22 protein-coding genes are annotated in these 26,738 nt (G+C 61.5%); 12 read left to right on the forward strand and 10 right to left on the reverse strand.

Features of this window, described 5'->3' with window-relative positions:
* Nucleotides 1–175 precede the first annotated feature (175 nt).
* The 9 genes from WNY80_RS17860 to WNY80_RS17900 all read left to right on the forward strand — a co-directional run bounded on the left by WNY80_RS17860 (nt 176) and on the right by WNY80_RS17900 (nt 10,680).
* Nucleotides 176–1,417 (forward strand): ABC transporter substrate-binding protein, encoded by a 1,242-nt coding sequence (locus WNY80_RS17860; protein ID WP_342888769.1) that lies wholly within the window; start codon nt 176–178, stop codon nt 1,415–1,417.
* 189 nt (nt 1,418–1,606) lie between these two features.
* Complete coding sequence (locus WNY80_RS17865; RefSeq protein ID WP_342888770.1) at nt 1,607–2,461, forward strand: sugar ABC transporter permease; 855 nt, start codon at nt 1,607–1,609, stop codon at nt 2,459–2,461.
* Entirely contained in the window at nt 2,461–3,309 is an 849-nt protein-coding gene (locus WNY80_RS17870; RefSeq protein ID WP_342888771.1) for a carbohydrate ABC transporter permease, read from the forward strand. Before WNY80_RS17865 ends, WNY80_RS17870 begins: the two co-directional genes overlap by 1 nt.
* A gap of 1 nt (nt 3,310) precedes the next feature.
* The gene (locus WNY80_RS17875; protein ID WP_342888772.1) at nt 3,311–5,467 is read left to right on the forward strand and encodes an alpha-galactosidase; all 2,157 of its coding nucleotides are present in this window, start codon (nt 3,311–3,313) and stop codon (nt 5,465–5,467) included.
* Nucleotides 5,464–6,234: an SDR family oxidoreductase gene (locus tag WNY80_RS17880; RefSeq protein WP_342888773.1), complete on the forward strand. Its 771-nt coding sequence runs from the start codon at nt 5,464–5,466 to the stop codon at nt 6,232–6,234. Before WNY80_RS17875 ends, WNY80_RS17880 begins: the two co-directional genes overlap by 4 nt.
* On the forward strand, nt 6,231–7,163 hold the full coding sequence (locus WNY80_RS17885) for a 2-dehydro-3-deoxygalactonokinase (protein WP_342888774.1): 933 nt from the start codon (nt 6,231–6,233) through the stop codon (nt 7,161–7,163). Before WNY80_RS17880 ends, WNY80_RS17885 begins: the two co-directional genes overlap by 4 nt.
* Complete coding sequence (locus WNY80_RS17890; RefSeq protein ID WP_342888775.1) at nt 7,160–7,798, forward strand: 2-dehydro-3-deoxy-6-phosphogalactonate aldolase; 639 nt, start codon at nt 7,160–7,162, stop codon at nt 7,796–7,798. The genes WNY80_RS17885 and WNY80_RS17890 overlap by 4 nt, the downstream gene beginning before the upstream one ends.
* A gap of 50 nt (nt 7,799–7,848) precedes the next feature.
* Nucleotides 7,849–8,685 carry an SMP-30/gluconolactonase/LRE family protein gene (locus WNY80_RS17895; protein ID WP_342888856.1) on the forward strand — a complete coding sequence of 279 codons (837 nt, stop codon included), beginning with the start codon at nt 7,849–7,851 and terminating at the stop codon, nt 8,683–8,685.
* A gap of 21 nt (nt 8,686–8,706) precedes the next feature.
* Nucleotides 8,707–10,680, forward strand: a complete 1,974-nt coding sequence (locus WNY80_RS17900) for a beta-galactosidase (RefSeq protein WP_342888776.1) — start codon at nt 8,707–8,709, stop codon at nt 10,678–10,680.
* A gap of 26 nt (nt 10,681–10,706) precedes the next feature.
* On the opposite strand, the gene WNY80_RS17905 is transcribed toward WNY80_RS17900, so the two are convergent.
* Both WNY80_RS17905 and WNY80_RS17910 read right to left on the reverse strand, forming a co-directional pair.
* Entirely contained in the window at nt 10,707–12,773 is a 2,067-nt protein-coding gene (locus WNY80_RS17905; protein ID WP_342888777.1) for an NADH:flavin oxidoreductase, read from the reverse strand.
* A 35-nt stretch (nt 12,774–12,808) separates the two neighbouring features.
* On the reverse strand, nt 12,809–14,380 hold the full coding sequence (locus WNY80_RS17910; protein ID WP_342888778.1) for a trimethylamine methyltransferase family protein: 1,572 nt from the start codon (nt 14,378–14,380) through the stop codon (nt 12,809–12,811).
* A gap of 85 nt (nt 14,381–14,465) precedes the next feature.
* On the opposite strand from WNY80_RS17910, the gene WNY80_RS17915 reads away from it, so the two are divergent.
* Nucleotides 14,466–15,383: a LysR substrate-binding domain-containing protein gene (locus WNY80_RS17915; RefSeq protein WP_342888779.1), complete on the forward strand. Its 918-nt coding sequence runs from the start codon at nt 14,466–14,468 to the stop codon at nt 15,381–15,383.
* Here WNY80_RS17915 and WNY80_RS17920 read toward each other — a convergent pair.
* Both WNY80_RS17920 and WNY80_RS17925 read right to left on the reverse strand, forming a co-directional pair.
* Nucleotides 15,373–16,740: an EAL domain-containing protein gene (locus WNY80_RS17920; RefSeq protein ID WP_342888780.1), complete on the reverse strand. Its 1,368-nt coding sequence runs from the start codon at nt 16,738–16,740 to the stop codon at nt 15,373–15,375. The genes WNY80_RS17915 and WNY80_RS17920 overlap by 11 nt on opposite strands.
* Nucleotides 16,741–16,862: 122 nt before the next feature.
* Entirely contained in the window at nt 16,863–18,608 is a 1,746-nt protein-coding gene (locus WNY80_RS17925) for a response regulator (protein ID WP_342888781.1), read from the reverse strand.
* A gap of 297 nt (nt 18,609–18,905) precedes the next feature.
* Between WNY80_RS17925 and mutL the strand changes: the two genes are divergently transcribed.
* Entirely contained in the window at nt 18,906–20,750 is a 1,845-nt protein-coding gene (gene mutL / locus WNY80_RS17930; RefSeq protein ID WP_342888782.1) for a DNA mismatch repair endonuclease MutL, read from the forward strand.
* A gap of 94 nt (nt 20,751–20,844) precedes the next feature.
* On the forward strand, nt 20,845–21,069 hold the full coding sequence (locus WNY80_RS17935) for a DUF2093 domain-containing protein (protein WP_342888783.1): 225 nt from the start codon (nt 20,845–20,847) through the stop codon (nt 21,067–21,069).
* A gap of 12 nt (nt 21,070–21,081) precedes the next feature.
* On the opposite strand, the gene lpxK is transcribed toward WNY80_RS17935, so the two are convergent.
* The 6 genes from lpxK to WNY80_RS17965 all read right to left on the reverse strand — a co-directional run bounded on the left by lpxK (nt 21,082) and on the right by WNY80_RS17965 (nt 26,701).
* Nucleotides 21,082–22,110: a tetraacyldisaccharide 4'-kinase gene (gene lpxK, locus WNY80_RS17940; RefSeq protein ID WP_342888784.1), complete on the reverse strand. Its 1,029-nt coding sequence runs from the start codon at nt 22,108–22,110 to the stop codon at nt 21,082–21,084.
* Complete coding sequence (waaA, locus tag WNY80_RS17945) at nt 22,104–23,447, reverse strand: lipid IV(A) 3-deoxy-D-manno-octulosonic acid transferase (RefSeq protein ID WP_342888785.1); 1,344 nt, start codon at nt 23,445–23,447, stop codon at nt 22,104–22,106. The genes lpxK and waaA overlap by 7 nt, the downstream gene beginning before the upstream one ends.
* Entirely contained in the window at nt 23,444–24,214 is a 771-nt protein-coding gene (locus WNY80_RS17950) for a lysophospholipid acyltransferase family protein (RefSeq protein WP_342888786.1), read from the reverse strand. Before WNY80_RS17950 ends, waaA begins: the two co-directional genes overlap by 4 nt.
* Nucleotides 24,215–24,233: 19 nt before the next feature.
* The gene (locus WNY80_RS17955) at nt 24,234–24,482 is read right to left on the reverse strand and encodes a DUF4170 domain-containing protein (RefSeq protein ID WP_342888787.1); all 249 of its coding nucleotides are present in this window, start codon (nt 24,480–24,482) and stop codon (nt 24,234–24,236) included.
* Nucleotides 24,483–24,548: 66 nt separating this feature from the next.
* Complete coding sequence (locus WNY80_RS17960) at nt 24,549–25,361, reverse strand: 3'(2'),5'-bisphosphate nucleotidase CysQ (protein WP_342888788.1); 813 nt, start codon at nt 25,359–25,361, stop codon at nt 24,549–24,551.
* On the reverse strand, nt 25,358–26,701 hold the full coding sequence (locus WNY80_RS17965; RefSeq protein ID WP_342888789.1) for a TldD/PmbA family protein: 1,344 nt from the start codon (nt 26,699–26,701) through the stop codon (nt 25,358–25,360). Before WNY80_RS17965 ends, WNY80_RS17960 begins: the two co-directional genes overlap by 4 nt.
* Between the last annotated feature and the right edge of the window lie 37 nt (nt 26,702–26,738).

Consider the following 26,738-nt stretch of genomic DNA (forward strand, 5'->3'; position numbering starts at 1 on the left):
CTACACCATAGATTGATAATTCTAAATAGTCAAATTGAGTTCCAAATATCGGAACCACAATTGACGCTGTCGGGGTGGTCTTGGAGGATTGCCCGCCCGGCAGGTGGTAGGGCCGCCGAGGCACCGCCAACACCAAAGGGTCGACAGCCTGGTCAACACATGGGAGGTTTTCTGCATGACGATTTCACTCAAATCCGCGCTCTTTGGCACTGCCGCCATTGCCCTGGTGGCAACGCAGGCGATGGCCGAGCAGCGCACCCTGAAGTATTACGCGGATTTCGATCCGGCTCCGCTGGCAGCCTTCGAGGCTGTGATCGCGGAATTCGAAGCCGCCAATCCTGACATCGATGTGGTTCTGCAGAATTTCGACCACGAGGGTTACAAAACGGCGATCCGCAACTTCCTGTCGGCGGATTCCCCGGACCTGGCCAACTGGTATGCCGGCAACCGCATGGCGCCCTTCGTCAATTCCGGTCAGTTCATGGATGTTTCCGACGTCTGGACCGACAACAACCTGGGCGAAACCCTGGCCTCGGCCAAGGGCTCGATGACCATCGACGGCAAGCAGTGGGGCGTGCCCTACACCTATTACCAGTGGGGCATCTACTACAACAAGGACGCCTACAAGAAGGCCGGCGTCGAAGTGCCGACCACCTGGGCCGAGTTCATCGACAATTGCGCCAAGTTCAAGGAAGCCGGGATCGACTGCGTGACCACCGGAACCAAGGCATTGTGGCCCGGAGCAGGCATCTTCGACTATATGAACCTACGCACCAATGGCTACGATTTCCATATGGATCTCACCGCCGGCAAGGTGGCCTGGACCGACGAGAAGGTGAAGAACACCTTCGCCGAATGGGCCAAGCTGGTCGAACCCGGTTACCTGACGGCCAATCATGCGGCTCTCGACTGGCAGGATGCAGCGTCGCTGCTGGTACAGGGCAAGGCCGCGAACTATGTCATGGGCAACTTTGCCGTGGCCGTGTTCAAGGACGGCGGCATGACCAATGAGACGCTTGGTTTCATGCAGTTCCCTGAAATCACACCGGGCCTTCCGCGCGGCGAAGAAGCACCGACCGACACCATCCACATTCCGGCCGGTGCGAAGAACGTCGATGACGCCAAGAAGTTCCTGGCTTTCATCGCCACTGCCGATGTCCAGACCAAGCTGAACGAAGCGCTTGGCCAGCTGCCGATCAACAACCAGTCGAAGGTCGGCGACGACCCGTTCCTGCAGGCCGGTTTCGAGATGCTCTCCACGGCTGACGGCGGCATCGCACAGTTCTTCGACCGCGACGCTCCGGCTGAAATGGCGAAGGTCGGTATGGAAGGCTTCCAGGAATTCATGGTCAAGCCGCAGAATGTCGACAAGATCCTCGCGCGGCTCGAAAAAGCCCGCCAGCGTATCTACAAGTAAGCTTCATGGCCGGGTGGCCTCACCGCCGCCCGGCCATTTGCAGACGACCTGACAACCGCGCGCGAGCAGACAGATCTCCTCGCCGCCGGAGGCGCACTCGGGAGGGCAGCCATGACGGGTTCAGCGACCACAGCCATCGCCGGAACACGAGAACACAGACCCGGGATCTGGAAACGGAACCAGCGCGCAATGGCGCCATGGATCTTCCTGGCCCCCGGCATCGCGATGTTCGCGCTCTATGTCATCTACCCGATCATCGCTTCGATGTGGCTGAGTTTTTATGATTGGGACGGCCTCGGCGAAAAGACCTGGCTCGGGCTTGCGAACTATGCCGAACTGTTCGATGACGAAGCCTTCTACACCTCGCTTTACAACAACATCATCTGGCTGGTTCTCTACATGCTGGCGGTTCCGGCGGGGCTGTTCGTGGCGCTGTTTCTCAACCAGACCGTCACCGGCATCCGGATCTACAAATCCCTGTTCTTCTTTCCCTTCGTCATCAGCCAGGTCGTTGTCGGATTGATCTTCTCCTGGTTCTACGCGCCCAATTTCGGCCTGTTCTACAATCTGATCGAATGGCTCACCGGCACCGGCCTCGCCGTGCTGGCCGACGACCGCTACGTCACCTACGGCATCATTGCAGCCGGCCTCTGGCCGCAGATCGCCTATTGCATGATCCTGTACCTGACCGGCCTCAACAATGTCGCGCCGGACCAGATCGAGGCCGCACGGCTCGACGGTGCAAAGGGCTGGAAGATGCTCTGGCACATCATCCTGCCGCAGCTCAGGCCGGCAACCTTCATCGCCGTCGTCGTGACCGTCATTGGCGCACTGAGGTCATTCGACCTGGTCTCGATCATGACCGATGGCGGGCCATACGGCTCGAGCCGCGTGCTGTCGTTCTACATGTATGAGCAGGCGCTGTCCGAGTACGGATATCGCATGGGCTACGGCGCCGCCATCGCGGTTGTCCTGTTCGCCATCATGATGGTGTTCATCTCCGGGTTCATCTGGAAGATGGTCCGCGACGAAAGGGGCCTGTGATGTTTCCGAGACCGATCGAACATACCGCGCCCGCGACCCAGCTTCTCTACAAGGTGGCGTTGCCGATTGCGCTGATCCTGTGGCTGTTGCCGCTGCTGGGTGTCGCGATGACTTCGCTCAAACCATCGAGTGACCTTGCCGCGGGCAACTACTTCGGATTGCCGAGCTATCTCGCCTTTTCGAACTATGCCGACGTATTCACCAACTCGCCAATCGCCAAGTACATTTTCAACTCGTTCAAGGTGACAATCCCGACCGTCATCGGCGCGGTCGCGATTTCATGCCTGTCCGGATTTGCGCTGGCGGTCTACCGGTTCCGCATGAACCTGGTGATCTTCTTCCTGTTCGTGGCCGGCAATTTCGTACCGTTCCAGATCCTGATGGTGCCGGTGCGCGACCTGACTGTCTCGACCGGGCTCTACAACACCATCACCGGCCTGGCGCTGTTCCACATCGCCTTCCAGTCGGGTTTCTGCACCCTGTTCATGCGCAATTTCATCAAGGGGCTTCCGTTCGAGCTGATCGAATCCGCCCGCGTTGAAGGCGTCTCGGAATTCCGCATCTTCTGGTACATCGTGCTGCCCTTGATGCGGCCGGCGATCGCGGCGCTTTCGGTGCTGGTCTTCACCTTCATCTGGAACGACTATTTCTGGGCCACGGTGCTGACCACCAGCGCCGAAACCCAGCCGGTGACAGCAGGGCTCTATTCGCTCAACGGGCAATGGATTGCACAGTGGCAACTGGTTTCAGCCGGATCGATCATCGCCGCGATGCCGCCGGTTCTGATGTTCTTCCTGATGCAGAAGCATTTCATTGCCGGCCTGACGCTCGGTGCGACAAAGGGATAAAATGACACGCGCAGCCACGCCAGATTTTGCCGTCAGCGATGTGGTCCGGCTTGACGGAGGCGGCCGCACGGCCGTTTTCGCCAGCTTCAACAGCGGCGTGCCTTGCCTGGTCCATTTCGGCCAGCCGCTGCCGCAGTCGGAAGACATCGCCGCGCTGGCAATCGCCACCATACCCAATGTCGGGGCAGGACAGATCGATCCTTTCCTGCCGCTGACACTCTGTCCGCTGGCCATCACCGGCTGGCAGGGACATCCCGGCATGATCCTGCAGACGGCCGATGGACGGGATTATCTCGCCAATCCGAAACTTGAGCGGATCGAAGCCGAAAATGGCGGCATCTCCGGTGTCCGCTTCACGTTGCTCGACCGGGGCAACCCGGACGGCGTCCGACTGGTGATCTCCGCCAGGCTCGATCCCCGCACCGGCATCCTGCAGCTGTCGCAGACGGTGACCATACCCCAAGACTGGAGCTGCAGCTGGCTCGCAGCCCCGGCGGTTCCTGTACCGGCAGAGATGAACCGCATCATCGATCATTCGGGCCGCTGGTGTGGTGAATTCCGGCGTCAGGAAACCCAGTTCCAGACCGGCACGTACGGCCGGGAAAGCCGGGAGGGGCGGACCGGACACGCGCATTTCCCCGGCGTGACGCTGGCGACACCCGCAACAGGGGAACACACGGGCGCATGTCTTGCCGCCACACTGGCATGGAGCGGCGGCCACCGGATGCTGGCCGAGGAACTGCCCGACGGACGGCGACAGGTGCAGATGAGCGTGCTTGACGATGGCCTGGCGCGGGGCGAAATCACGTCGCCCACGCTTCTGCTTTGCTGGTCCGATCAGGGCTTCAACGGCGCTTCGCACGCCTTCCATGATCACCTCCGTGCCATCCAGGCGCCGGTTAACGCGCGGCGCAGACGCGAGGCGCGTCCGGTGCATTACAATTGCTGGGAGGCCGTCTATTTCCGTCACGACCTTGGAGAGCTCAAGACAATCGCCTCGCTGGCCGCAGGTCTCGGCGCCGAGCGTTTCGTGCTCGATGATGGCTGGTTCCGCGGCCGCAACGACGACACGTCCAGCCTTGGCGACTGGGAGATCGACCGGGCAAAATTCCCCGACGGCCTGCAACCGTTGATCGATCATGTCCATACCGAGGGTATGCGGTTCGGATTGTGGTTCGAGCCGGAGATGGTCAACCGGGACAGCGACCTGTTCCGGGCCAATCCCGAATACATGCTCGGGCCGGAAGACCAGCCAAGCGGCCGCAACCAGCATGTTCTCGACATGGCCAACGAGAAGGTGCGCGCGCACCTCTTCAACCAGATCGATGCGATCCTGTCGGCGCATGACATCGACTATGTCAAATGGGATCACAACCGGCCGCTGACCGGCGGCGGCCCGGATCAGGCTCGCGGCTTCATGACATTGTTCGCTGATCTCGTGGCAGCCCATCCGGATGTGGATTTCGAAAGCTGTTCCTCGGGCGGCGGACGCATCGATTTCGGCGTGCTGGAACTGGCGAGCCGGGTCTGGTTGTCGGATTCCAACGACGCCCTGGAGCGGCTGAGGATGCAGCACGAGGCCAGCCGGTGGATCGCACCGGAGGTGCAGGGGTCGCATGTCGGGCCGCGCCATTGCCATACTTCGGGCCGGGTGCTGTCGATGCCGTTCAGAGCCTGGGTGGCGGCGCAGCGGCATATGGGCTTCGAAATGGATCCGCGCGAGCTGACAGCGGAGGAAGCCGACACTCTGCGCCGGGTCACCACCTGGTGGAAGCAGAACCGGGATTTCCTGTTTTCAGGTGCGTTGCACCGGCTGGAAAGCGAAGATGCCGAGGTGTTTGCCGAGATGACGGTGGATGCAGCCGCCGACCGCTTTATCCTGTTTGCCGGACAGGCGGGTGCATCGGCGCAAATCTACCGGCGGCCGTTGCGGGCGGCAGGGCTTGATCCGGACGCGATATACCAGCTCCGGCTGATCAATCCGGAAGACGTCAGCCACCTTGCCAACCGCCGTATCGTCAATGCGCTGGCCGAAGGCGGAACGATGGAATTGTCCGGCGCGTTCCTGATGAACCACGGTATCCGCTTGCCCAATGCGGTTCCGGCTTCCATGACCGTACTCGAAGGGCACAGAATCACTGTGGAGAGCCAATCATGACCGAGCAGACAGCGACATTTCCAGACCTGAAGGACACGCAGGTTCTCATCACCGGCGGCGGCAGCGGTATCGGGGCGGCGCTGACTGAAGGCTTTGTTGCGCAGGGCGCCAGGGTCGCGTTTATCGATATCGCGGAAGCGCCAAGCCGGGAGCTGGCCGACCGTCTTGCGAGCGGCAGCCGGCATGCACCGCTGTTCATCCACGCCGACCTCAGCGATCTCGACGCCATCAAGCAGGCCGTTGCACAAGCCGAAGCAGCGCATGGTCCGGCCAGGGTGCTGGTCAACAATGCCGCACTGGATGACCGGCACGAGCTTCTCGAGATGAGCGGAGAATACTGGGACGCCAACCAGGCGATCAATCTACGGCCGGTGGCGTTTACCGCCCAGGCGGTTGCGCCGGGCATGATCGCGGCGGGCGGCGGCACGATCATCAATTTCACCTCGACATCCTACATGCTCAACATCGGATCGATGCCGGCCTACACCGCCGCCAAGGCCGGGATCGTGGGCCTCACCAAGGGACTTGCCGGGCGGTTGGGTCCGGACGGCATCCGGGTCAACGCGATCGCGCCTGGCTGGGTGATGACGGAACGGCAAAAGCAGCTCTGGGTGACGGAGGAAGGCCTTGCCGCGATGATCGAGCGCCAGTGCGTCAAGCGCCCGATCGAACCCGAAGACATGGTTGGCCCCTGCCTGTTCCTGGCGTCAAGCGCTTCTGCGATGATCACCGCGCAGGTTCTCATCGCCGATGGAGGAATGATGTGAGTACAACACCCTCCCTCGTTGCCGTCGACTGGGGGACATCCAGTTTCCGTCTCTGGCTGATGTCCGCCGATGGCACAGTGCTGGCCGAGCATCGCAGCGACGAGGGCATGAGCGAGGTTGCCGGCCGCGGTTTCGAGAGGGTGCTCGAAAGCCATCTCGGCACGCTGGCCGCAGCAGAGCATCTGCCTGTTGTCATCTGTGGCATGGCCGGATCCCGGCAGGGCTGGGTCGAGGCGGGCTACATCGACACGCCGGCCGACGTCACGACCATCGGCACAACGGCGACCATCGTGCCCGATACGGCACGGCAGATCATCATCATTCCCGGGCTGGCGGTGCGCTCCGAAGGCGAACCCGACGTGATGCGCGGCGAGGAAACACAGCTGCTCGGCGCGCACCTGGAACTGCCGGGTGGCGAGCGTTACTGCATGCCGGGAACCCATTCCAAATGGGTCAGCATGAACGGGCCCATCGTCACCGGGTTTGAAACCTTCATGACGGGCGAATTGTTTTCCGTCATCAGCGGCAAGACGATCCTGATGCATTCGACCGGCGGGGAAGGCAGTGTCAGCGCCAATGACCCGGCATTTCTCACCGGGGTCCGCGATGGCTGGACTCAACCGGCAAAGACCACGCATCATCTTTTTTCGATCCGGGCAGGTCAATTGCTTTACGGTCACCAGGCGGATGAAAACCGCGCCCGGTTGTCGGGCCTGCTGATCGGCGCTGAATTTGCCGGTGCCGGTGTGCGAGGTGACGAGCAGGTCGGCCTGGTGGCGAGCGGGGCCTTGCAGCGCCTCTACCACTCCGCGCTGGCGGAATGCGGTGTGAAGGTTCGCAACATTGACGCGAATGTGGCTGTCCGCCGTGGGCTGCTGGAATCCTGGCAGCGTTTTTCCAACACCAACGGGGATGTTCAACAGCGATGATACGGATCAGATTTCCGGCCATGAAGCGCAGCCTGGTGGCGATCCTGCGCGGCATCAAACCCGACGAAACCGCCGACATCATCGACCGCCTCATCGATGCGGGATTTTCGGCCATCGAGATTCCGCTCAATTCACCCGACCCGTTCCGCTCCATCGAAATCGCGGTCAAACGCGCCCCGCAACAAGTGCTGATCGGCGCGGGCACGGTGTTGTCGGTCGAAGACGTCGACCGGCTCAACAGTGTCGGCGGACGGCTGATGGTCAGCCCCAATGTCGACAGGGAGGTTATTGCCCAGGCCGCCTCGCACGGCATGGTCACGATGCCCGGCGTGTTTACGCCGACCGAAGCGCTGGCAGCCTGTGCCGCGGGTGCCTCGGCGCTCAAGTTCTTTCCGGCCAGTGTTCTCGGCCCGTCAGGCATCAACGCCATTCGCGCAATCCTCCCCAAGGACGTGCCGGTCGGAGCGGTCGGCGGCGTATCGAACGAGGATTTCGCCGCCTATGCCAAGGTCGGCGTTCGCACCTTCGGGCTCGGTTCAAGCCTTTACAAGGAAGGCATGGAAGCCGCCGAAGTCGCCCGCCGCGGCGTGGCCGCGATCGCCGCTTATGATGCACTTGAGAAGGACAGGCCGTGAGCGCGGAAGAGATTGCATTTTCAGGACAGAAACTGAACGGCCCCGCCTGCATGCTTGGGGAAGGCCCGACCTATGACCCGCATACCGGCACGGCATGGTGGTTTGATATCATCGGGCGGAAACTGTTCGAATACGTGCTCGCCACCAACGACATCACGGTTCACGACCTGCCGGTGATGGGCAGCGTTCTGGCCCGGGTCGATGATGACCGGCAGGTGATTGCGACAGAGACGGGCCTGCATCTGCGCCACAGGGCGACGGGCGAAATGGAACTTGTCACTCCGATAGAAGCGGACAATGCCGTGACCCGTTCCAATGACGGGCGAGTGCACAAAAGCGGCGCATTGTGGGTCGGCACCATGGGCAGGAACGCCGAAAAAGATGCCGGTGCGATCTACCACGTGGCGCGCGGCAAGGTGACCACGCTTTTCCCCGACATCACCATTCCCAACGCGATCTGTTTTTCACCTGACGGGGCAATCGCCTACTACACCGACACGGTGACTGCCCGGTTGATGCGGGTGACGATAGACCCGGCAACCGCCTTGCCGACAGGCACGCCGGAGGTGTTTTACGACCATCGCGGCGATGCCGGCGGCCTCGACGGCGCGATCTGCGATCAGGATGGCAATATATGGAACGCCCGCTGGAGCGCAGGGTGCGTTGACGGCTATTCCCCCGGCGGCAAACGGTTCGTCTCGCTCAAGGTGCCGGCCGGTCAGACCACCTGCCCGGCATTTGTCGGCGAAGCGGCCGACCGGTTGCTGGTGACTTCAGCGCGTGAAGGCCTGTCGGACGAAGCGCTGGCAGCCGATCCCGAAGCCGGTTCGACCTTCCTGCTCGACCATCCGGTCAAGGGCCGGTTCGAGCCTGACTATATCCTCTGATCCGCCCCGGAGCCTGCCAAGATGAACCGTACGCTCGGTGTCTGCTACTACCCTGAACATTGGCCCGAATCTCAATGGGCGGAAGATGCCGCGCGCATGGCGAAGCTGGGCCTCACCCATGTCCGCATCGGCGAATTCGCCTGGTCGCGGCTTGAACCCAGGCGCGGTGCTTACGAGTTCGACTGGCTCAGCCGCGCCATCGACACCCTGCATGCCGCGGGTTTGAAAGTTGTGCTGGGCACGCCGACAGCCACACCGCCGAAATGGCTGGTGGACGAGATGCCGGACATGTTGCCGGTCGGCGCGGACGGATCCGTCCGCAAATTCGGCTCGCGCAGGCACTATGATTTTTCCCATGAAGGCTACCTGGAAGAATGCAAGCGGATCACGCTGGCGCTGGCAAAAGCCCTTGGCGATCACCCCGGCGTCACCGCCTGGCAGACCGACAACGAGTATGATTGCCACGACACCACGCTTTCCTATTCACCTGCTGCGCGTGCTGGTTTTCAAAGCTGGCTGCAGCGGAAATACCAGTCGCCGGAGGCTCTCAACCGGGCCTGGGGCAATGTGTTCTGGTCGATGGAGATTTCCGACTTTAGCGAGATTGAGCTGCCGAACCTGACGGTGACCGAAGCCAATCCGGCACATGTGATGGATTTCCGCCGCTACGCCTCTGACATGGTGGTACGCTTCAACAAGGCGCAGGCCGACATCATCCGGGTACATTCGCCGGGCCGCGACGTGATCCACAATTTCATGGGACGGACGCTGGCTTTCGATCATTTCGCTGTCGGCGCGGACCTCGACATCTCGAGCTGGGATTCCTATCCGCTCGGGTTCCTGGAAGATCGGTCGGACCAGAACGACGACTGGAAACAGAAATTTGCCCGGGCCGGCGACCCGGACTTCCAGGCCTTTCACCACGACCTCTACCGCGCCACCTCGAAGGGCCGCTGGTGGGTGATGGAGCAGCAGCCCGGTCCGGTGAACTGGGCGCCGCACAACCCCGCACCGCGCGACGGCATGGTGCGGCTGTGGAGCTGGGAGGCCTTCGCCCACGGAGCTGAAACCGTCAGCTATTTCCGCTGGCGGCAGGCGCCGTTTGCGCAGGAGCAGATGCATGCCGGCTTGCTGCGGCCGGATTCCATTGAGGCCGAGGGGTTTTTCGAGGCGGCGAAGGTGGCGGAGGAACTTGCCGATCTGGACGGCGAGCTTGACGACGCGGCAGGATGCGGGGATGTGGCCATCGTGTTCGACTACGCTTCCGCCTGGGCCTGGGAGATCCAGCCTCAGGGCCGTGAGTTCGACTATTTCCGGCTGGTGTTTGATTTTTACCGGACGCTTCGGCGGCTGGGCCTGTCTGTGGACTTCGTTCCCGCCGGTACGCAGAGTTTCGACGGATACCGGCTTGTGCTGATCCCCGGCCTTTTCACCTGGGCACCTGGCCTGCCCGATGCGATCAGGTCCCATGACGGGCATGTGCTGATCGGCCCGCGTTCAGGCTCCAAGACCGCCGACTTCGCCATTCCCGGCAAACTCCCGCCGGCTTTGCCGGACGACATACTCGGGGTACGCGTTGCACGCATTGAAACCTTGAGAGCTGATACACCGGTGCAAGTGAGCGGTGGCGGCGCGTTTCAGTTCTGGCGGGAATTCCTTGAACTTGATGCCGGGACCGAAACGGTTCTGAGCGCCGAGGACGGTGTGCCGGCCCTGATGAAGCAAGGCAATGTCCATTATCTTGGCGGCTGGCCGGATGCGGACCTGCTTCCGGGCATCATGAAAAAGCTGTCCGGCGAGGCCGGCCTTTCCATCCGGGAATTGCCTGACGGCGTCCGACTGCGACGGCATGGCAATCATGTCTTCGCGTTCAACTACGGCGCGACGAGCTTCAATCTGGCCGACCTCGGCTGGAGAGGCGAGCCCCTGTTGGGCAGGCTTGTGCTTGAGCCTTCGGGCATCGCCTTCACACGGCTTGTAGACGCCGGGTATTGAAAGCCGGGCAACACGCAGCGCAGATCCTAGATCTCCTTCATCAGCCTCAACGCATCATAAATCGCGGCGTGGGTGTTTCGCGCCGCCACCGCATCGCCGATGCGGAACAGCTGAAAGCCCTTTGAATTTCCGTCTTGCGAGCCAGACGCGGGGCCACCGTTGAGGGCCTGCGGCTTGCCGTTGATGAAAGCATCATAATCGACCTGACCGAGATTGCTCGACTGCGGCTTGAGATCAAAATAGAGATCATCGAGCGGCAATGTGCCGTGATTGACGACGATCTGGTCGAAATGCCGTTCCTTGGCGAGCGGCATGTAATCGCTGCCGATGATGGCTTTCAGCCCGTTGCCGTCGCGCTCCACCGAGGTCAGCCGGTAGGTAACGGTGAAGGTGACGTCCTTGTCCTGCAGCGCGCGCATATACGGCACCAGGTTCATTGCCATCACGTCGGGCGCGAAACTGCGATCCGGCGTCATGATCTCGACACTGGCACCCGCCATCGCCGCCACTTCCGCGGCCTGCAGCCCGGCATGATCTCCGGCGTCGTCATAGATCAGCACGGACTTGCCCGGCTTGACGTCGCCGGAGATCAGATCCCAGGTTGAAACCACCAGTTCATTGCCGGTTTCCAGCACCGCGGTGTTCGGCAAGCCGCCGGTGGCGATGATCACAGCATCTGGGTTTTCCGCCATCACATCTTCGGCCTCGGCCCAGGTGTTGAAACGGAATTCGACGTCACGTGCGGCGCATTGCGCCATGCGCCATTCGATGATGCCGATCATCTCCTTGCGGCGCTGGTTCTGGGCGGTGAGCCGGATCTGACCACCGGGATCGGGCTGCGCCTCAAACACCGTGACCTGATGCCCGCGTTCTGCAGCCACACGGGCGGCTTCCAGTCCGGCGGGCCCTGCCCCGATGATGGCCACGCGCTTTTTTGTCTCTGCCGGCGCAATCGTGTGCGGCATGGTCAGTTCGCGGCCGGTGGCGGGGTTGTGGATGCAGAGCGCATCGCCGGCCTGGTAGATCCTGTCGAGACAATAGGTGGCGCCGACGCAAGGACGGATATCGTGCTCGCGGCCTTCGACGATTTTCCTGACCAGGTGCGGATCTGCCATATGGGCGCGGGTCATGCCGACCATGTCGAGCTTGCCCTCGGATATGGCATGCCGCGCCGTGGCCACATCGGGAATGCGGGCGGCATGGAAGGTCGGCAGGCCGACTTCTGCGCGAATGCGGCCTGCGAAATCGAGATGCGGCGCGGATTTCATGCCCTGCACCGGGATCACGTCGGTCATCGCCGGGTCGGTGTGGATCTGGCCGCGGATAACGTTGAGAAAGTCCACATTGCCCGACGCCCTGAACATGTGGCCGATGGCGATGCCTTCGTCTTCGCTGATGCCGCCTTTGGCGGTTTCATCGGCGGTGTAGCGGACGCCAACCAGCAGCTTGTCGCCGACCTTGGCCTTGATCGCGGCAACCACGTCGAGCGCAAAGCGGGCGCGGTTTTCGAGCGGACCACCATAGGGGCCGTCGAGCTCATTGGTCAGCGGCGACATGAACTGATCCATCAGATGGCCGTAGCATTCGAGCTCAACCCCATCGAGCCCTGCTTCGGCCATGCGCTCGGCGGCATCGGCATAGTCCGCAATCACCCGGGCGATGTCCCAGTCTTCCATCTTCTTCGGAAACGCCCGGTGCGCCGGCTCACGCTGATGGCTTGTCGACAGCGCCGGCAGCCAGTCGCCTTTGTTCCAGTGGGTGCGGCGACCGAGATGGGTAAGCTGAATCATCACCGCGCAGCCATGATCGTGGCATTCGTCGGTGAGCTTTTTCATCCAGCCGACAACTTCGTCCTTGTAGGCCAGCACGTTGTTGAACACCGGCGGGCTGTCTTTCGAAACCGCGGCCGAGCCCGCCGTCATGGTCATGGCGATCCCTGCCTTTGCGCGTTCGACATGATAGGCCCGGTAGCGGTCCTTGGGCATGCCGTTTTCCGGATAAGCCGGTTCATGGCTGGTGGTCATGATGCGGTTTTTCAGCGTCAGATGCTTGAGCTGATAGGGCTGCAAAAGGGGATCGTTCAGGGTTGCCATGTGTTCAAACCACTCGTTTAATCGACACTAGGTCATCAGTACCAGGCATCGGCCTGGGTGCCCTTGGTGCGCTCGACATAGTCGACCAGCGCCTCGTCAACTGCAACATCCATTGGTGGCGCCTGATAGTCTGCCAGTGTCTGTTTCCAGCGCTTGTTGGCGCGGCTCGCGGCATCGGAACCGCCGGCCGCGCTCCATTTCTCGAACGGTTCGTTGTCGGCTATCGCCGAATCCCAGAATGCCGTCTGGTAGTTTTCCATGGTGTGGGCGCAGCCGAGGAAATGCTTGCCGACACCAACCTCCCGGAAGGCATCGAGAGCCAGCGAATTGTCGTCGACCACGACGCCGGCGAGATAGGAATGCAACGCGCCACAGAAATCGGCGTCCATGACGAATTTCTCGTAGGACATCGACAACAGGCCATCGAGGAAACCTGCCGAATGGAGAATGAAGTTGGCCCCGCAATGCACTGCCGAGAGCATCGACATGGTGCCTTCATTCATTGCCTGCGCATCGGGGAGTTTTGAATTGGAGAAGTTGCCAGCGCATCTGAGTGGCAGATCGAGACGCCGCGCCAGTTGCCCGATCACCATCGAGCCGATGGCGGGTTCGGGAGTGCCGAAGGTGGGCGAGCCCGACCTGAGCGACATAGACGAAAGGAAATTGCCGAAGATCACCGGCGCCCCCTTGCGCTCAAGCTGGGTCAACGCACATCCGGCCATGGTTTCGGCCAGCGCCTGCGCAATCGCGCCGGCATTGGTGACCGGGCCCATGGCGCCGCCGAGAATAAACGGCACGATCACCGCGGCCTGATTGGCGCGCGCATAGGCCCTGAGCGCATTGGTCATGGTGCCATCCCAGACCAGTGGCGAATTGACGTTGACGTTGCCGAGGATGACGCAGTTCCGGTCTACGAAATCGCGGCCAAAGACGATCCGCGCCATCTCGATGGATTCCTCCGCGCGGTTTTCCGCCGTGACCGATCCCATGAAGCAGCGGTCGGAATATTTCAGGTGGGCATAGACCATGTCCAAATGGCGCTTGTTGACCGGCACATCGACCGGCTCGCAGATGGTGCCGCCCGAATGATGCAGCCAGGGGCTCGATTGCGCCAGCTTTACGAAGTTGCGGAAGTCCTCGATCGTGCCATAGCGGCGGCCCTTGTCGAGATCCATGACGAAGGGCGATCCATAGGCGGGGGCGAAGACAACGCTCTTGCCGCCGATTTCGACATTGTTGGCCGGATTGCGTGCGTGCTGGGTAAAGCTTGACGGCGCGGAACTGAGGATCTCGCGCAGCATTCCGGGTTCGAATTTCACCAGAAGCCCATCGACATCAGCGCCCGCGTCTTTCCAGTGCCGAAGCGCTACAGGATCATCACGGAACTCAATGCCGATTTCGGCGAGGATGCGGTCTGCCACGGCCTCGATCCTGAGCAGGCTTTCTTCGCCGAGAATATCGTAGGTTGGAATGTTGCGGAGAATATAGGGGGCCGCGCAGTGCGGCGGTGCTACGCCCTGCCCTAACCGCCGGCCGTTGCGCCCGCCCGCCCGTTCCCGCCTGCGCCCCGTGGGGACCCCTGGTTCAACGATATCTGAAGCATCCATGGCATGCCCTCCATACCCGAAGTCTAGGATGATCCCCGATGCATGTAATGCTGGAAAATTCCATTGCATTGGATAAGCTGCGCTTATGGATAACCTTCGTCACCTGCTGCCGTCTGCCAGCAATCTCATCGTCTTTGAAGCAGCCGGGCGGCAGCTCAGCTTCACCAAAGCCGCGCAGGAACTGGGCATGACACAGGCCGCGGTCAGCTACGCGATCAGGTCGCTTGAAACCCAGCTCGGGACCTTGCTGTTTCACCGTGCGCACCGCGCGGTGTCACTCACCGAAGCCGGACGGCGCTTTCATGCAGACGTCACGCTCGGCTTGAGCCATATCCGCAAATCAGCGGAGGACATAAGGGCGCGTGGCCGGTCAAACACGGTCACGCTGGCTGCATCGACCGCGTTCGCCTCGCTTTGGATGCTGCCGCGATTGCACCGGCTACGCGACGAATTGCCTGACATTGACCTGCGGATCCAGACTGCCGACCGCGATCTCGACATTCGCAACGAAAACATCGAGCTTGGTGTGCGCGGCGGCAGGCCGGAAGACTGGCCCGATTATGACAGCGCGCTGATCGCACCGGAAGTGATCGAAGCCGTGGCAAGTTCCGCCTATATCGAAAAACACGGCATGCCCGAAAGTGTCGCCCACCTGACACAACACAGGCTGATCCATCTTGAGGAACCGTTTCGCAGCGCGTGTGACTGGCGGCAATGGTTCACAAGCGCCGGCGTCAACGGAGTGACGGCAAACCGCGGGCTGGCAATTAATGATTACGTGCTGGTCATCCAGGCGGTCATGGAGGGGCAAGGCGTGGCACTAAGCTGGCAACATCTGACCGAACGGCTGGTCACGTCGGGATTGTTGCAAAAAGTCAGCGGCCACCGGCTGGTCACCGGAGGTGCGTTTCATGTCATCTGGCCGAAAGGCCGTCCACTCTCTGCCCAGACGGAGATGGTCTTGCACTGGCTGACAAAGGAGGGCCAGGACGTCAGCGGATGAACAGACTTTCGCCTGATCCGCGTGCGCGGGCGATTTCCTCGGCTTCGATGAGGGCAAAGGTCGCAGTCGCATCAACAGCCTTGCCATAGAGCCAGCCCTGTCCAGACTTGCAACCGAGTTCCCTGAGCTTGGCTGCCTGTTCCTCCGTCTCGATGCCTTCGGCAATGACCTTGAGGTTGAGCCCTTCACACATCGCCAGAATGGCGCGGACAATATGCTCCGCGGATTTGTCGATGGTAATCTCGCTGACAAAACTGCGGTCGATCTTGACCTTGTTGAAGGCAAATTCGCGCAAACGCCCCAGGCTCGACTGTCCGGTGCCGAAATCATCAAGCGATACCCGGATGCCGACGCTGCTCAGCTCGGTGACCACCTTGGCGGCGATCTCAGGATCGCTCATCATCGCGGTTTCGGTGATCTCCAGTTCCAGGCGATGTGGATCGAGACCAACGCGGTTGATCACGGCAAGAACATTGAAAGCCGTTGCCGGATCGATCAGTTGGGCGGACGAAAGGTTGAACGACAGGAAAATGCCGGAAGGCCAGTGCTTGGCGGTCTCGGCGGCCTTCTTGAGCAGGGTTTCTGTCAGGGAATCAATGAAACCGCGCTCTTCTGCAAGCGGAATGAACACGCCAGGCGAAATGAAGCCCAGCTCCTTGTCAGTCCAGCGCGCGAGCGCTTCAAAGCCCTGGATGGAACCATCAGCCAGATTGACGATCGGCTGGAAGTGGACGGCCACCTCGTCCGCAATGATCGCCCGGCGAAGCGCCTGTTCAATCTGCGTACCGCGGCGCATCTCTTCCGCGATCTCCTCGGAATAGACGGTGATCTGGCCACGGCCACGCCGTTTTGACCGGTAAAGCGCCGTATCCGCGCTCTTGAGCAATTCGGCGAACTGCTCACCGGCGAACGGATAGACGGCGAAGCCGAAAGAAGCCGACAGGCGGACATTGCGGTCGCCCAGATCATAGGGAGCCGACAGCACATCCTTGAACATGCGGCCGATTTTCTCGGCGCCCTTTTTCTCGAACACGAGCGGCAGGATGAACGCGAACTCATCGCTTTCAATTCGGGCGACAAAGCCTCCGTCGGGAAGGCACGCGCGCAGGCGGTGCGCGACCTGACACAGGATCTCGTCACCGGCCGCGTGGCCGAACAAATCGTTGATCGGCTTGAAGCCATCAATATTGGCTATACCGATGGTAAAGGGAGCAGGGTCGTCAGCCCGTTCTGACGCAAGCTTGCGGATCTTGTCCATCAGCCGGCGTCTGTTTCCCAGACCCGTCAGGGGATCGGTGTAAGCCACAGCATTCGGGTTCGGGGACAATGCGTCCGTAATTGCATCTTCAGGGGTCATTGATAAACGATGGTCCGCACAAATGAATATATATTTCACCTTTAAAATGCGGCAGATGTCTTAAGATTGTCCTATAACGGGACCGGCAAGCATTCCCTAGGGAATCCGGGAACATAGACGGCTTATTCGGCGGCCATGAACTGGCTTGGGCTGTCGATCCATTTCTGGATGATCGCCTCGAGTTTTTCCGGGCTGACCGGCTTGGACAGATAGTCATCCATTCCCGCCGCCAGACAGCGGTCCCGGTCGCCGCTCATCGCATGGGCTGTCACGGCAATGACCGGAACACGTGCCGTCTTGTCCTTCATATTCGCCTCTGCATCCCGAATTGCCTGAACGGCCTGAAGGCCGTTCATGACCGGCATGGAAATGTCCATCAGGATGAGATCGGGTGGAGCCGCCCGCCAGGCAGCAACGGCTTCCTGGCCATTGTCGACAATGCGGAAGTCCACACCGATACCTTCGAGAATCTGCTCGAAAACGATCTGGTTGACGTCATTGTCTTCGGCCACAAGTACCCGGATCCGCTCACGGGCGGGAGCCGCCTTCTGGTCCGGAGCCGCGGAAAGTGAGGCCGCCGGGCTGGCGGGTTCATGCTTGGCATGAGCTGCCGGTTCCGGTGACTGTGCGGAGGCGACAACGGACAGGGCCGGAGGCTGGGGCGGCTTCACCGGCGTCGACGCAAGGGGGACTGGAGATCCGGCCGGCGGCTCTACTGCAAGCCTTTCCTCGATCGCCTGCTTGAGAACCGCATGCTTGCCGGTACCGGCCTGGCCTGACAAGACACTTGCCAATTGGGCCGTTATTTCCACCTTGCCGATTTCGAGCTTCATCGCTTTTGCTGCATCGAGAAAAGTAACGGCCTCGGTTGCGCTGGCAGTCGCCACAGCGTCGAACCCCGCCGCTTTCAGGGCCCTCACCCGTTCAGCCGAGCGGTTGCGATCCTCATCGACAACCAGGATGCGATGCCCGGGCTCCGCGTGGACCGGTTCCGCAGCTTGCGTGCCGGAAGACGCGGCTGACCGCTTTTCCGGTCTGCGGTAGTCCGACGCAAGCTTTGCGCCATCCGCGTAAGCACTGACGTCGTCGAACGACACGGTGACATGATAATTCCCGGGCGTTCCGGAGCGCGTGATGCGGGTCACGACCTGCAGCACTGTTCCGTCGGCCCTGTAGATATCCTCGAGCGCCTCGTAAGGCACGCCCGTTTCAAGCACATGGCCTTCGACCTTCTCGAAACGCGCAGCAAGTTCCGGCTCGACGAGATCGGCGGCTTTCTTTCCGACGATCTGCTTGCGGGGCAGGCCCGGGATCCGGCAAAAGGCGTCGTTGACCATCACGTAGCGCAGATCTGAATTCTTGACGATTAGCGGCGTGGCCAGATTGTCGAGGATGACCTGGACAAGCTCTGCCTTTTTCACAACCTCCGCCAGTTCCTCATCCTTGCGCTTCTGCTCGGTAACATCCTGAATGGTGGAAATCAGGATCCCGTCGGGCATCCGCCGCTTGCACAACCGCACCCAGCGTCCGTCGGCAAGCTTTTCGATGCTTTCGTAACGCTCACGCCAGTGGATGGCTATCCGCTCGGCAATCCAGTCCTCGCGCGAAATATAGCGTGGCTTCCCATTCAGTGAGCCCAGCACCCGAGCGCCGGCGTCATAGGTCGCGTTGAAGAGATCCCGCAGCCGGGCACCGGGCTGCAGCACGTCGGGGTTGATATTGAAAAACTGCAGGATCTGCGAGCTGGCGGCGATCAGCGTATCGTTCCGATCATAGATCATGATGCCGATATCAAGCGCCGATGCCAGGGCTTCGATCGTCCTGGCCTCCTCGAGGGATCGCCGTGTACCGGTTTCGTTCAACGCCATTTCACTTCGATCCGATACCCGTACTGATAAGCGGTATCACGCTAAAGATCCCACAGTGCGACCCTTTTCACCTTCTTTGAGCAGCGGCTGCTCCAACATGGTGCGATTGCTGCCCGAAACTCGAATTGACTATGGCAATCGAGGGTTAAGCCCCACTTAACTAAAAAAGCAAACAGCAGATATTCACTGCCGCACCGGGCGAGTGCAAAGGGCGTCCGGGTGTGACGCGATGACTTTTTCCTGCTTCAATTGCCTGACACACATTGCGCTGAAGCCCGAATCCCTGAACATGGCACCATGCGCGTCCATCAACTGCCAGAAACCCTGATCAACCAGATCGCCGCCGGTGAAGTCATCGAGCGGCCGGCAAGCGTCGTGAAGGAACTTGTCGAGAATGCCATTGATGCCGGCGCGAGCCGGATCGAGATTGCGACGGCCGCCGGCGGCAAGGCACTCATCCGGGTCATCGATGATGGCCTTGGAATGGACGCCGAGGATCTCACGCTCGCCATCCGCCGTCATTGCACATCGAAAATCGATCAGCGGCTCGATGATATTTGCACGCTCGGGTTTCGTGGCGAGGCACTGCCCTCTATCGGTTCGGTGGCACGGCTGACCATCCGGTCCCGCCCCAAGGATACGCCCCACGCCAACGAGGTCTCGCTGGCGGGCGGTGTTCCTGCCCCGCTCAGACCGGCAGCTGCCAACCAGGGAACCACGGTCGAAGTCCGCGACCTGTTCTTTGCGACACCGGCCCGGCTGAAATTCCTCAAGTCCGATCGCGCCGAAACAGCAGCAATCACCGAAACGGTCCGGCGCATCGCCATGGCCTTTCCGTCTGTCCGCTTCACACTTTCGGGACCGGACCGGTCGACGCTGGAACTGCCGGCAACGGGCGAGGACAGGCTGGCGCGCATTGCCCAGGTGCTGGGCAAAGAATTCGCCGCCAACACGATCGAACTCGATGCGGCCCGGGAAGATGTCGGCCTTGCCGGACACATCGGGCTGCCGACGTGGAACAAGGCAAATTCGCTGTCGCAATATGCCTTCGTCAACGGCCGCCCGGTGCAGGACAAGCAAATCCTGTCGGCAATCCGCGCCGCCTATTCAGACACCTTGCCGCGCGGCCGTTATCCGGTGGCCGTCCTGTGGATCACGATCGATCCGGCGCTGGTCGATGTCAACGTCCATCCGGCCAAGTCCGATGTCAGGTTCCGGGATCCGGGCCTGGTGCGCGGGCTTATCGTCGGAGCGATCCGCCAGGCGCTGATTTCCGGCGGCGACAGCGCCTCTCCCTCCGCCAGCGCCGGCCTGGCCCAGGCTTTCAGATCACCGGAGAGCTTACAGACGGATTCAGCGGGCGGCGGCATGTTCCATCGTGACCGTTTCGGCGCCATTCCGGCTGGCAGCACCACTGCAGGCTGGCGTCCGGCGGCCTCTCCGTCGCGGCCCTTGGATGGTTTCGGGCCGGGCTTCTCGGAGCCCTCACAGCCGGAGATCAGTGAAGCCGCAGCACCTTCCGCGCGAATGGGCGATACCGATATCGACCCTACCGCCGTCGAGCACCCGCTTGGCGCGGCGCGAACGCAAATCCATGAGAACTACATCGTGGCGCAGACCCGCGACGGGCTGGTGATTGTCGATCAGCATGCCGCTCACGAGCGGCTTGTCTTCGAGCGGTTCAAAACCGCGCTCAAGTCGGGCAAGGTTGCCTCGCAGATCCTGTTGCTGCCGGAGATTATCGACCTGCCGGAAGACGATTGCGACCGTCTGGCCGAGCGCGCCGAGGACCTTGCAGGGCTCGGGCTGGTGCTTGAGCGCTTCGGCCCCGGCGCCATCGCGGTCAGGGAAACACCGGCAATGCTCGGCGAGACCGACATTGCGGGGCTGGTGCGTGACCTGGCGGACGAAATCGCGGAATGGGACAGTTCCAGCGCCTTGCGCGACCGGCTTGAGGCCGTGGCCTCGACGATGGCGTGCCATGGTTCGGTCAGATCCGGACGGCGGCTTGTGCCGGAAGAAATGAACGCCTTGCTGCGCGAAATGGAACGGACACCGGGGTCAGGGCAATGCAATCATGGCCGCCCGACCTATATAGAGTTGAAACTCGAGGACATCGAGAAGCTGTTCTCCCGCCGCTGATCAGGCAGTCGTCCCGCTCCTTGATCAGCAAATCTTGCAATTCTGCCGCCGAGGCGGCATAGAGCAGCCAACACCGAAACCGGAGCAGTTCCCCATGAACCGTTTTGAAGGCCCCGGCGACCGACCGGCCAAGATACGTTACCTCGACGGCGATTTTCAGATCCTGATGCCCGGCAATCACGTGGTCTGCGCAGTCACCGGCGAAATCATCCCGATCGAAGAGCTGAAATACTGGAGCGTTGCGCGGCAGGAGCCGTATGTCGATGTCCATGCATCGGTCGCTGCAGAGCAGCGCGCGGGTCTGCTGCCGGAGAAATAACCGGCCTGGCGGTCAACGCTGGGTCCGGCGCCTGTGGAAAGCCGCCAACGCGGCTTCGATGATCGCGGACGGAGCATCGGGACTGTCAAATGCCAGATCGATCTCCAGGACAGACGTTTTTTCCAAGAGTTCCTGCGCCCGGCCATGTCCCGATTGCAGGCGGACATAATCCTTGCCGGTGGTGATCAGGTCGAGGCCATAGAGTTCAGCTTCCGCCAACAGCTCGTTGATCTCGTCTTCCGTGAAAGGATGGTGGTCGGGAAAGCTCTGGCGCCGCGCCAGCCGGACATGCGCGTCCTCAAGCGTCTTGAAGAATTTCTCCGGGTCGCCGATGGCTGCAAATGCCAGGCAATTCCGTCCCCTGAACCGGGCTGCGTTTCGAGGCTGAAACCGGGCCAGGTGGATCGGCTTGGCGGCGCGCGCGGCCAGCCGGATCATCGGATCCGCGCCATCGCCCTCGCCCACCACGATCAGCGCGTCGGCATGGCGAAGCTGGTCGATCACCGGGGCGCGGACCGGGCCGGCGGGAAACACGCAGCCATTGCCGACACCGCGGCGCGCATCGACCACCAGAAGCGCCTGGTCAAACACCAGCCGGGCACTCTGAAAGCCGTCATCCATGATGATGAGATCGACGCCCTCGCCGAGCAGGAGCTCGGCACCTTCGATCCGGTTGGCAGACACCACGGTCGGCGCCCTGGCAGCGAGCAACATCGGCTCATCGCCAACCAGCCGGGCGGTGTCTTTGGACACATCGACGACGGTGGCGTGATGGACACCACCGCCATAGCCCCGGGAGAGAAAACCGGGCTTCAATCCGCGGGCAATCGCGGCTTCCGCCAGCGCCAGCGCGGTAGGGGTTTTGCCGGACCCGCCGACGGTGAAGTTGCCGACACATATGACCGGAACATCGACGGCCTTGCGGACACGGCGATCCATGATGCGGCGCGCGACACGGCCATAGATCCAGCCGAAAGGCGAAAGAAGTGCGGACTGGATTCCGGCAGATTGCCACCAGAACGGTGGAGCTTCGCTTACCATTGTCCCCCTCCGCGGTTCTCCGTACTCTCGTTTTCGCGCGGCAGCAGCCGGGCTTTGACCGTCAGAGGATTGATGTAGGGTTCAAGCGCACGAATGGTGGCTTTCAATGCGCCGCGCATGTCCTGCAACGTCTTGTCGCCACCTTCGGCCATGGCCTGGCATGCCTGTGGATTGGACAGCAGGAAGTGCACGGCCTTTGCCAGCATCTCGCCATCACGAACATATCGGGCGCCGCCATTCTTGAGCAGCCGCGCGTAGCTTTCACGGAAATTCTCGACATTGCTGCCCGACAGCACGGCACAGCCGAGCATTGCCGGTTCGAGAGGATTCTGCCCGCCGCCACCCTTGAGTGATTTCCCGACGAAAGCGATGCCCGTGAGGTTGAGATAGAGCCCCATCTCGCCGATCGTATCGCCGAGATAGACATCCGTCGACGGCTCTATCAGGTCACCACGGGAACGACGGGCCACTTTCAGCCCCCTTGTTTCCAGCATGGCCTGGATCGCATCGGCACGGTCGGGGTGGCGGGGCACCAGGATGGTCAGCTGCCTGTGGCGCGGGTTGAGCGCCTTGTGGACCGCAGCAGCGATTTCATCCTCGCCCTCGAATGTCGAAATTGCCGCCCATGTCGGCCTGTTGCCGATCATATCCTTGAGCCGGGCGAGCTCTTCGCTATCCCAGGGCGGTGCGGTCGTGTCCACCTTGAGATTTCCCGAGACCGAAACCGGACGCGCGCCGAGCGCCAGGAACCGCTCCGCATCAAGATCCGACTGCGCGACAACGTGGGAGAGATTTTCAAACAACGCATCGGCAAGGCTTGGGCGCTTGCTCCACCGCGCAAAAGAACGGTCCGACAGGCGGCCATTGACCAGCACCTGTGGCGTGCGCCTTGCGCCCAGCTCGAGGATGGTCATCGGCCAGATTTCGGATTCGGCGATGATCGCCAGATCCGGCTTCCAGTGGTCGAGAAACCGGGAGACCGCCGGCTTGAGGTCCAGAGGGACGTACTGGTGGATCACATTGTCGCCGAGCCGTTCGCGCGCGACGCCGGCCGAAGTCACCGTCCCGGTGGTCAGCACGACGGCAATACCGCGGCGACGCACTTCGTTGATCAAAGGTACCACGGCGGTGGTTTCGCCAACGCTGGCGGCATGGAACCAGACCAGGGGGCCGTCCGGGCGGTCAATCTTGGAGCGGCCATAGCGCTCGTTGCGGCGGGAGCGCTCTTCCTTGCCCTTGGCAGCACGGATGGCAAGATAGGGGCCAAGCAGCGGATAGATACCTGCGCCGAACCAGCGGTAACCGACCAGCGCCGCTCTTGCCCAGCCACGGCTCATTTGCTCACCTCGACTGCGCGCAGCGCTTCGTCCGTAACCCGGTTGAGTTCCGCGGTCACCTTCAGACGGGCCTCCGCCAATTCCTGATCATCTGCCTTGGGCGCAACATAAATCGGCGGCGCAAGGCGCACGCTGCGTGTGCCGAACGGCAGATTGAGGGTCGTCTTGTCCCAGGTCTTTTCAAGAACCCGGCGGCGGCTGGTTGCAAGAGCAACGGGAACAATCGGGCGGCCTGAAATCTTTGCCAGCGTGACAATCCCCTCACCGGCCTGGCGCGGCTGGCCCTTGGAGATATCGGCAATCATGACCACGTTGACACCACGCTTGAGCGCATTGCGCATCGAGATCAGGGCTTTGACACCACCCTTTCCGGTATCGGTGCGGGATGATTCACGCCCACCCGAACCACGGATCACTTCGATGCCGGCCCTCGTCAGGACCCGTGCATTGATTTCCGCATCGGTGCTGCGCGACACTAGGGAAGTGAACTTCCTGTCGGACGGGCTTGCATAGGGCACCAGCAGATGCTGGCCATGCCACAGGGCGAATATTGCTGGCCACTCGCCGTCCAGCATGGTTTCCCAATCGGTCGAGGTTCCGTTGTCGCGATTGGCCCGCCAGATTGCCGCCAGCGTCCAGCCGATCAGGGCCGAACCGGTCCGCTGGACCAGTTCCGACTGCAAAAGCCTCTTGCCCAGACGCCGCCTGTTCATCTTCTCGCCAAGCTGCCTGAGCTTTGGCGCCGTGTCAGCGTCCGGTTTTATCATCTCGTCTTTCGCCCGGGCCTTAAGACGCGGATTTGCTGTCGTCGTTCGGATCAAGCATCCGGTGCATGTGGACGATAAAATACCGCATATGTGCGTTGTCTACCGTCATTTGCGCCTTCGACTTCCAGGCTTCGAGTGCTTTGGCATAGTTGGGATAGATGCCGACAATATCGAGTGCATCGAGATCCCTGAAGTTCATAGATTCCAAGCTCTCGAGCTCGCCGCCAAATACAAGGTGCAAAAGCTGTTTGTTGTTGCCATCAGCCATGGGAACACTCCAAGAATAAATGGTGTCATCGATTAGAGCGCGGTTTGCGGCAATTCGGTAAAAAGGTCAATGCCCGTCGGGCGACTGCAACAACGCCAGCAACCCCGGCACCTGCCCGCGTGAAGCCGCAAGCAGCAGGCCACGCGACGGATCAGGCTCATTGTAAAGCATGCGCGCACCGGCCCGATCGACCAGCACATGGCCGGTTTCGCCAAGCAGGGTATCCGCCGCCGCCAGATCCCATTCGCTGGCTTGCGGGCGAACAAACACCCCGTCCAGCTCGCCTTGTGCCACGGCAGCGACCCGCAGCGCCAGAGACGGCCCGCCGGCAACCTTGTTCAGGCTGTCCTGCGCACCGGGCCGCATCACCTTGGCGACCATGTCGGGAACAGCGACACGCAATGGCGTATCCTGCAGTCCGGGTTCCGCCGTACCGAGACGGACATCGTTGAGAAAGGCCCCGCCACCTGAATGGCCATGCCAGATTTCACCGCGTGCGGGGGCAGCCAGAACTCCGGCAACCGGCTTGCCGTCTTCGACAAGGCCGACACTCACACACCAGTCCGGCCTTCCTGCGACGTAAGCCCGGGTTCCGTCGATCGGATCAATGATAAACACACGGCGGTGCGCAAGCCGGTGCTCGGTATCCTCCGCCTCCTCCGAGAGCCAGCCGTAATCCGGCCGGGCCGCAAGCAGCACTTTCTTGAGAAGTTCATCGATGGCGATATCGGCTTCGCTGACCGGAGAGCGTCCGCCATGCTTGTACCAGACCTCCGGGTCCTGGCGGAAATGGGACATGGCAATATCGGCCGCCAAACGCGATGCCTCGACCATCAGGGCCAGATCGTCGGCATATGGTTTGGGGTCAGGCTTCATCATTCACCCGCAAGCGTCATGCCTTCGATGGCGATGGTCGGAGCCGCTATCGAGTATTTGGCATCGATATCATTGGCAAGCGTCATGCGCTTGAACATGTCCTTGAGGTTGGATGCGATGGTCACCTCGGAGACGGCGAAGCTCAGCTTGCCGTTTTCGATCCAGAAACCGGATGCGCCGCGGCTGTATTCGCCGGTTACACCATTCACGCCCTGCCCGATCAGTTCGGTGACATAAAACCCGTTGCCGACCGAAGCGATGAGGTCTTCAGGCGTTTGCGGACCAGGGTTGACGATGACATTGGTTGACGACGGTGACACGCCACTGCCGCGGCCTGCGCGTCCATTGCTCTTCAGGCCCAGTTCACGCGCAACCGCCGTGGTCAGGTACCATTGCTGCAACACGCCGTCCTCGACCATTGTCAAAGGACCGACCGAGACGCCTTCGCCATCGAAAGGCCGCGAAGCCGACCCGCGGCGGACAAACGGGTTGTCAGTCAGGGTCAGGCCGTCAATCGCGACTTTCTTGCCCATCATGTCCTTGAGGAAGGACGTCTTGCGGGCGACAGACGCTCCGTTGATGGCGGAGACCAGGTGGCCGATCAGGCCGCGCGAAGCCCTCGGATCGAAAACCACGGTGACGTTGGAACCGGTCTTGACCTTGCGCGGGTTTACCCGGGCAGCGGCCCGTTCGCCGGCACGGCGGCCGATCTCCTCGGCATCATCGAGATCGGAGAAGAAAACCCGGCTGTCGAAGTCGTAGTCGCGCTCCATCCTGACGCCCTCGCCAGCGATAACGCTGACAGAGCGGGAGAAACCGGAGCGTTCATAGGCACCGGAAAAACCATGCGAGGTGGCCAGAACCATGCCGAAAAGTCCGGTTCCGGCTCCCGCGCCGACCGAGCTTGAAACACCCGGCACCGACAGTGCCGCCGCCTCGGCGGCGGTCGCGGCTTCAATCAGGCTTTCGGCAGAGGGTTCGGTCGGATCGTACAGTTCGAGATCGGGCCAGGATTTGGCCAGCATGTCCGCATCGGCGAGGCAGGCGTGCGGATCTTCCGGAGAAACCCGCGCCATAGCCACGGCGCGCTCGGCAAGTGCTGTTTCATCGGCACCCTGCCCGGCGTGAACGGTCGCGACTTTCTGGCCGACGAACACCCGGAGGCTGAAATCATCCGATTCGGAGGACTGGGTGTTTTCGACCTGGCCATTGCGCACCGAAGCCGACCTGGAGCGGCTGCGAACCACCACTGCGTCAGCCTGATCGGCGCCTGCGGAACGAGCCCGCCCGATAAGACGCTCGGCTGTCGCCAGCAAGCCTTCGGATTGTTGTGTATCACTCATGTTTCTTGGCCTTTCGCTTGGCTCTCATGTATTGTCC

This window comes from Hoeflea sp. AS16, from assembly GCF_038900095.1.
Taxonomy (GTDB): domain Bacteria; phylum Pseudomonadota; class Alphaproteobacteria; order Rhizobiales; family Rhizobiaceae; genus Hoeflea.

Excerpts from the sequence above, each read along its gene's own strand:
- WNY80_RS17860 (WP_342888769.1), top strand. The coding sequence starts at position 176 with ATGACGATTTCACTCAAATCCGCGCTCTTTGGCACTGCCGCCATTGCC.
- WNY80_RS17865 (WP_342888770.1), top strand. The coding sequence starts at position 1,607 with ATGGCGCCATGGATCTTCCTGGCCCCCGGCATCGCGATGTTCGCGCTC.
- WNY80_RS17870 (WP_342888771.1), top strand. The coding sequence starts at position 2,461 with ATGTTTCCGAGACCGATCGAACATACCGCGCCCGCGACCCAGCTTCTC.
- WNY80_RS17875 (WP_342888772.1), top strand. The coding sequence starts at position 3,311 with ATGACACGCGCAGCCACGCCAGATTTTGCCGTCAGCGATGTGGTCCGG.
- WNY80_RS17880 (WP_342888773.1), top strand. The coding sequence starts at position 5,464 with ATGACCGAGCAGACAGCGACATTTCCAGACCTGAAGGACACGCAGGTT.
- WNY80_RS17890 (WP_342888775.1), top strand. The coding sequence starts at position 7,160 with ATGATACGGATCAGATTTCCGGCCATGAAGCGCAGCCTGGTGGCGATC.
- WNY80_RS17895 (WP_342888856.1), top strand. The coding sequence starts at position 7,849 with ATGCTTGGGGAAGGCCCGACCTATGACCCGCATACCGGCACGGCATGG.
- WNY80_RS17900 (WP_342888776.1), top strand. The coding sequence starts at position 8,707 with ATGAACCGTACGCTCGGTGTCTGCTACTACCCTGAACATTGGCCCGAA.
- WNY80_RS17905 (WP_342888777.1), bottom strand. The coding sequence starts at position 12,773 with ATGGCAACCCTGAACGATCCCCTTTTGCAGCCCTATCAGCTCAAGCAT.
- WNY80_RS17910 (WP_342888778.1), bottom strand. The coding sequence starts at position 14,380 with ATGGATGCTTCAGATATCGTTGAACCAGGGGTCCCCACGGGGCGCAGG.
- WNY80_RS17915 (WP_342888779.1), top strand. The coding sequence starts at position 14,466 with ATGGATAACCTTCGTCACCTGCTGCCGTCTGCCAGCAATCTCATCGTC.
- WNY80_RS17920 (WP_342888780.1), bottom strand. The coding sequence starts at position 16,740 with ATGACCCCTGAAGATGCAATTACGGACGCATTGTCCCCGAACCCGAAT.
- WNY80_RS17925 (WP_342888781.1), bottom strand. The coding sequence starts at position 18,608 with ATGGCGTTGAACGAAACCGGTACACGGCGATCCCTCGAGGAGGCCAGG.
- mutL (WP_342888782.1), top strand. The coding sequence starts at position 18,906 with ATGCGCGTCCATCAACTGCCAGAAACCCTGATCAACCAGATCGCCGCC.
- WNY80_RS17935 (WP_342888783.1), top strand. The coding sequence starts at position 20,845 with ATGAACCGTTTTGAAGGCCCCGGCGACCGACCGGCCAAGATACGTTAC.
- lpxK (WP_342888784.1), bottom strand. The coding sequence starts at position 22,110 with ATGGTAAGCGAAGCTCCACCGTTCTGGTGGCAATCTGCCGGAATCCAG.
- waaA (WP_342888785.1), bottom strand. The coding sequence starts at position 23,447 with ATGAGCCGTGGCTGGGCAAGAGCGGCGCTGGTCGGTTACCGCTGGTTC.
- WNY80_RS17950 (WP_342888786.1), bottom strand. The coding sequence starts at position 24,214 with ATGATAAAACCGGACGCTGACACGGCGCCAAAGCTCAGGCAGCTTGGC.
- WNY80_RS17955 (WP_342888787.1), bottom strand. The coding sequence starts at position 24,482 with ATGGCTGATGGCAACAACAAACAGCTTTTGCACCTTGTATTTGGCGGC.
- WNY80_RS17960 (WP_342888788.1), bottom strand. The coding sequence starts at position 25,361 with ATGATGAAGCCTGACCCCAAACCATATGCCGACGATCTGGCCCTGATG.
- WNY80_RS17965 (WP_342888789.1), bottom strand. The coding sequence starts at position 26,701 with ATGAGTGATACACAACAATCCGAAGGCTTGCTGGCGACAGCCGAGCGT.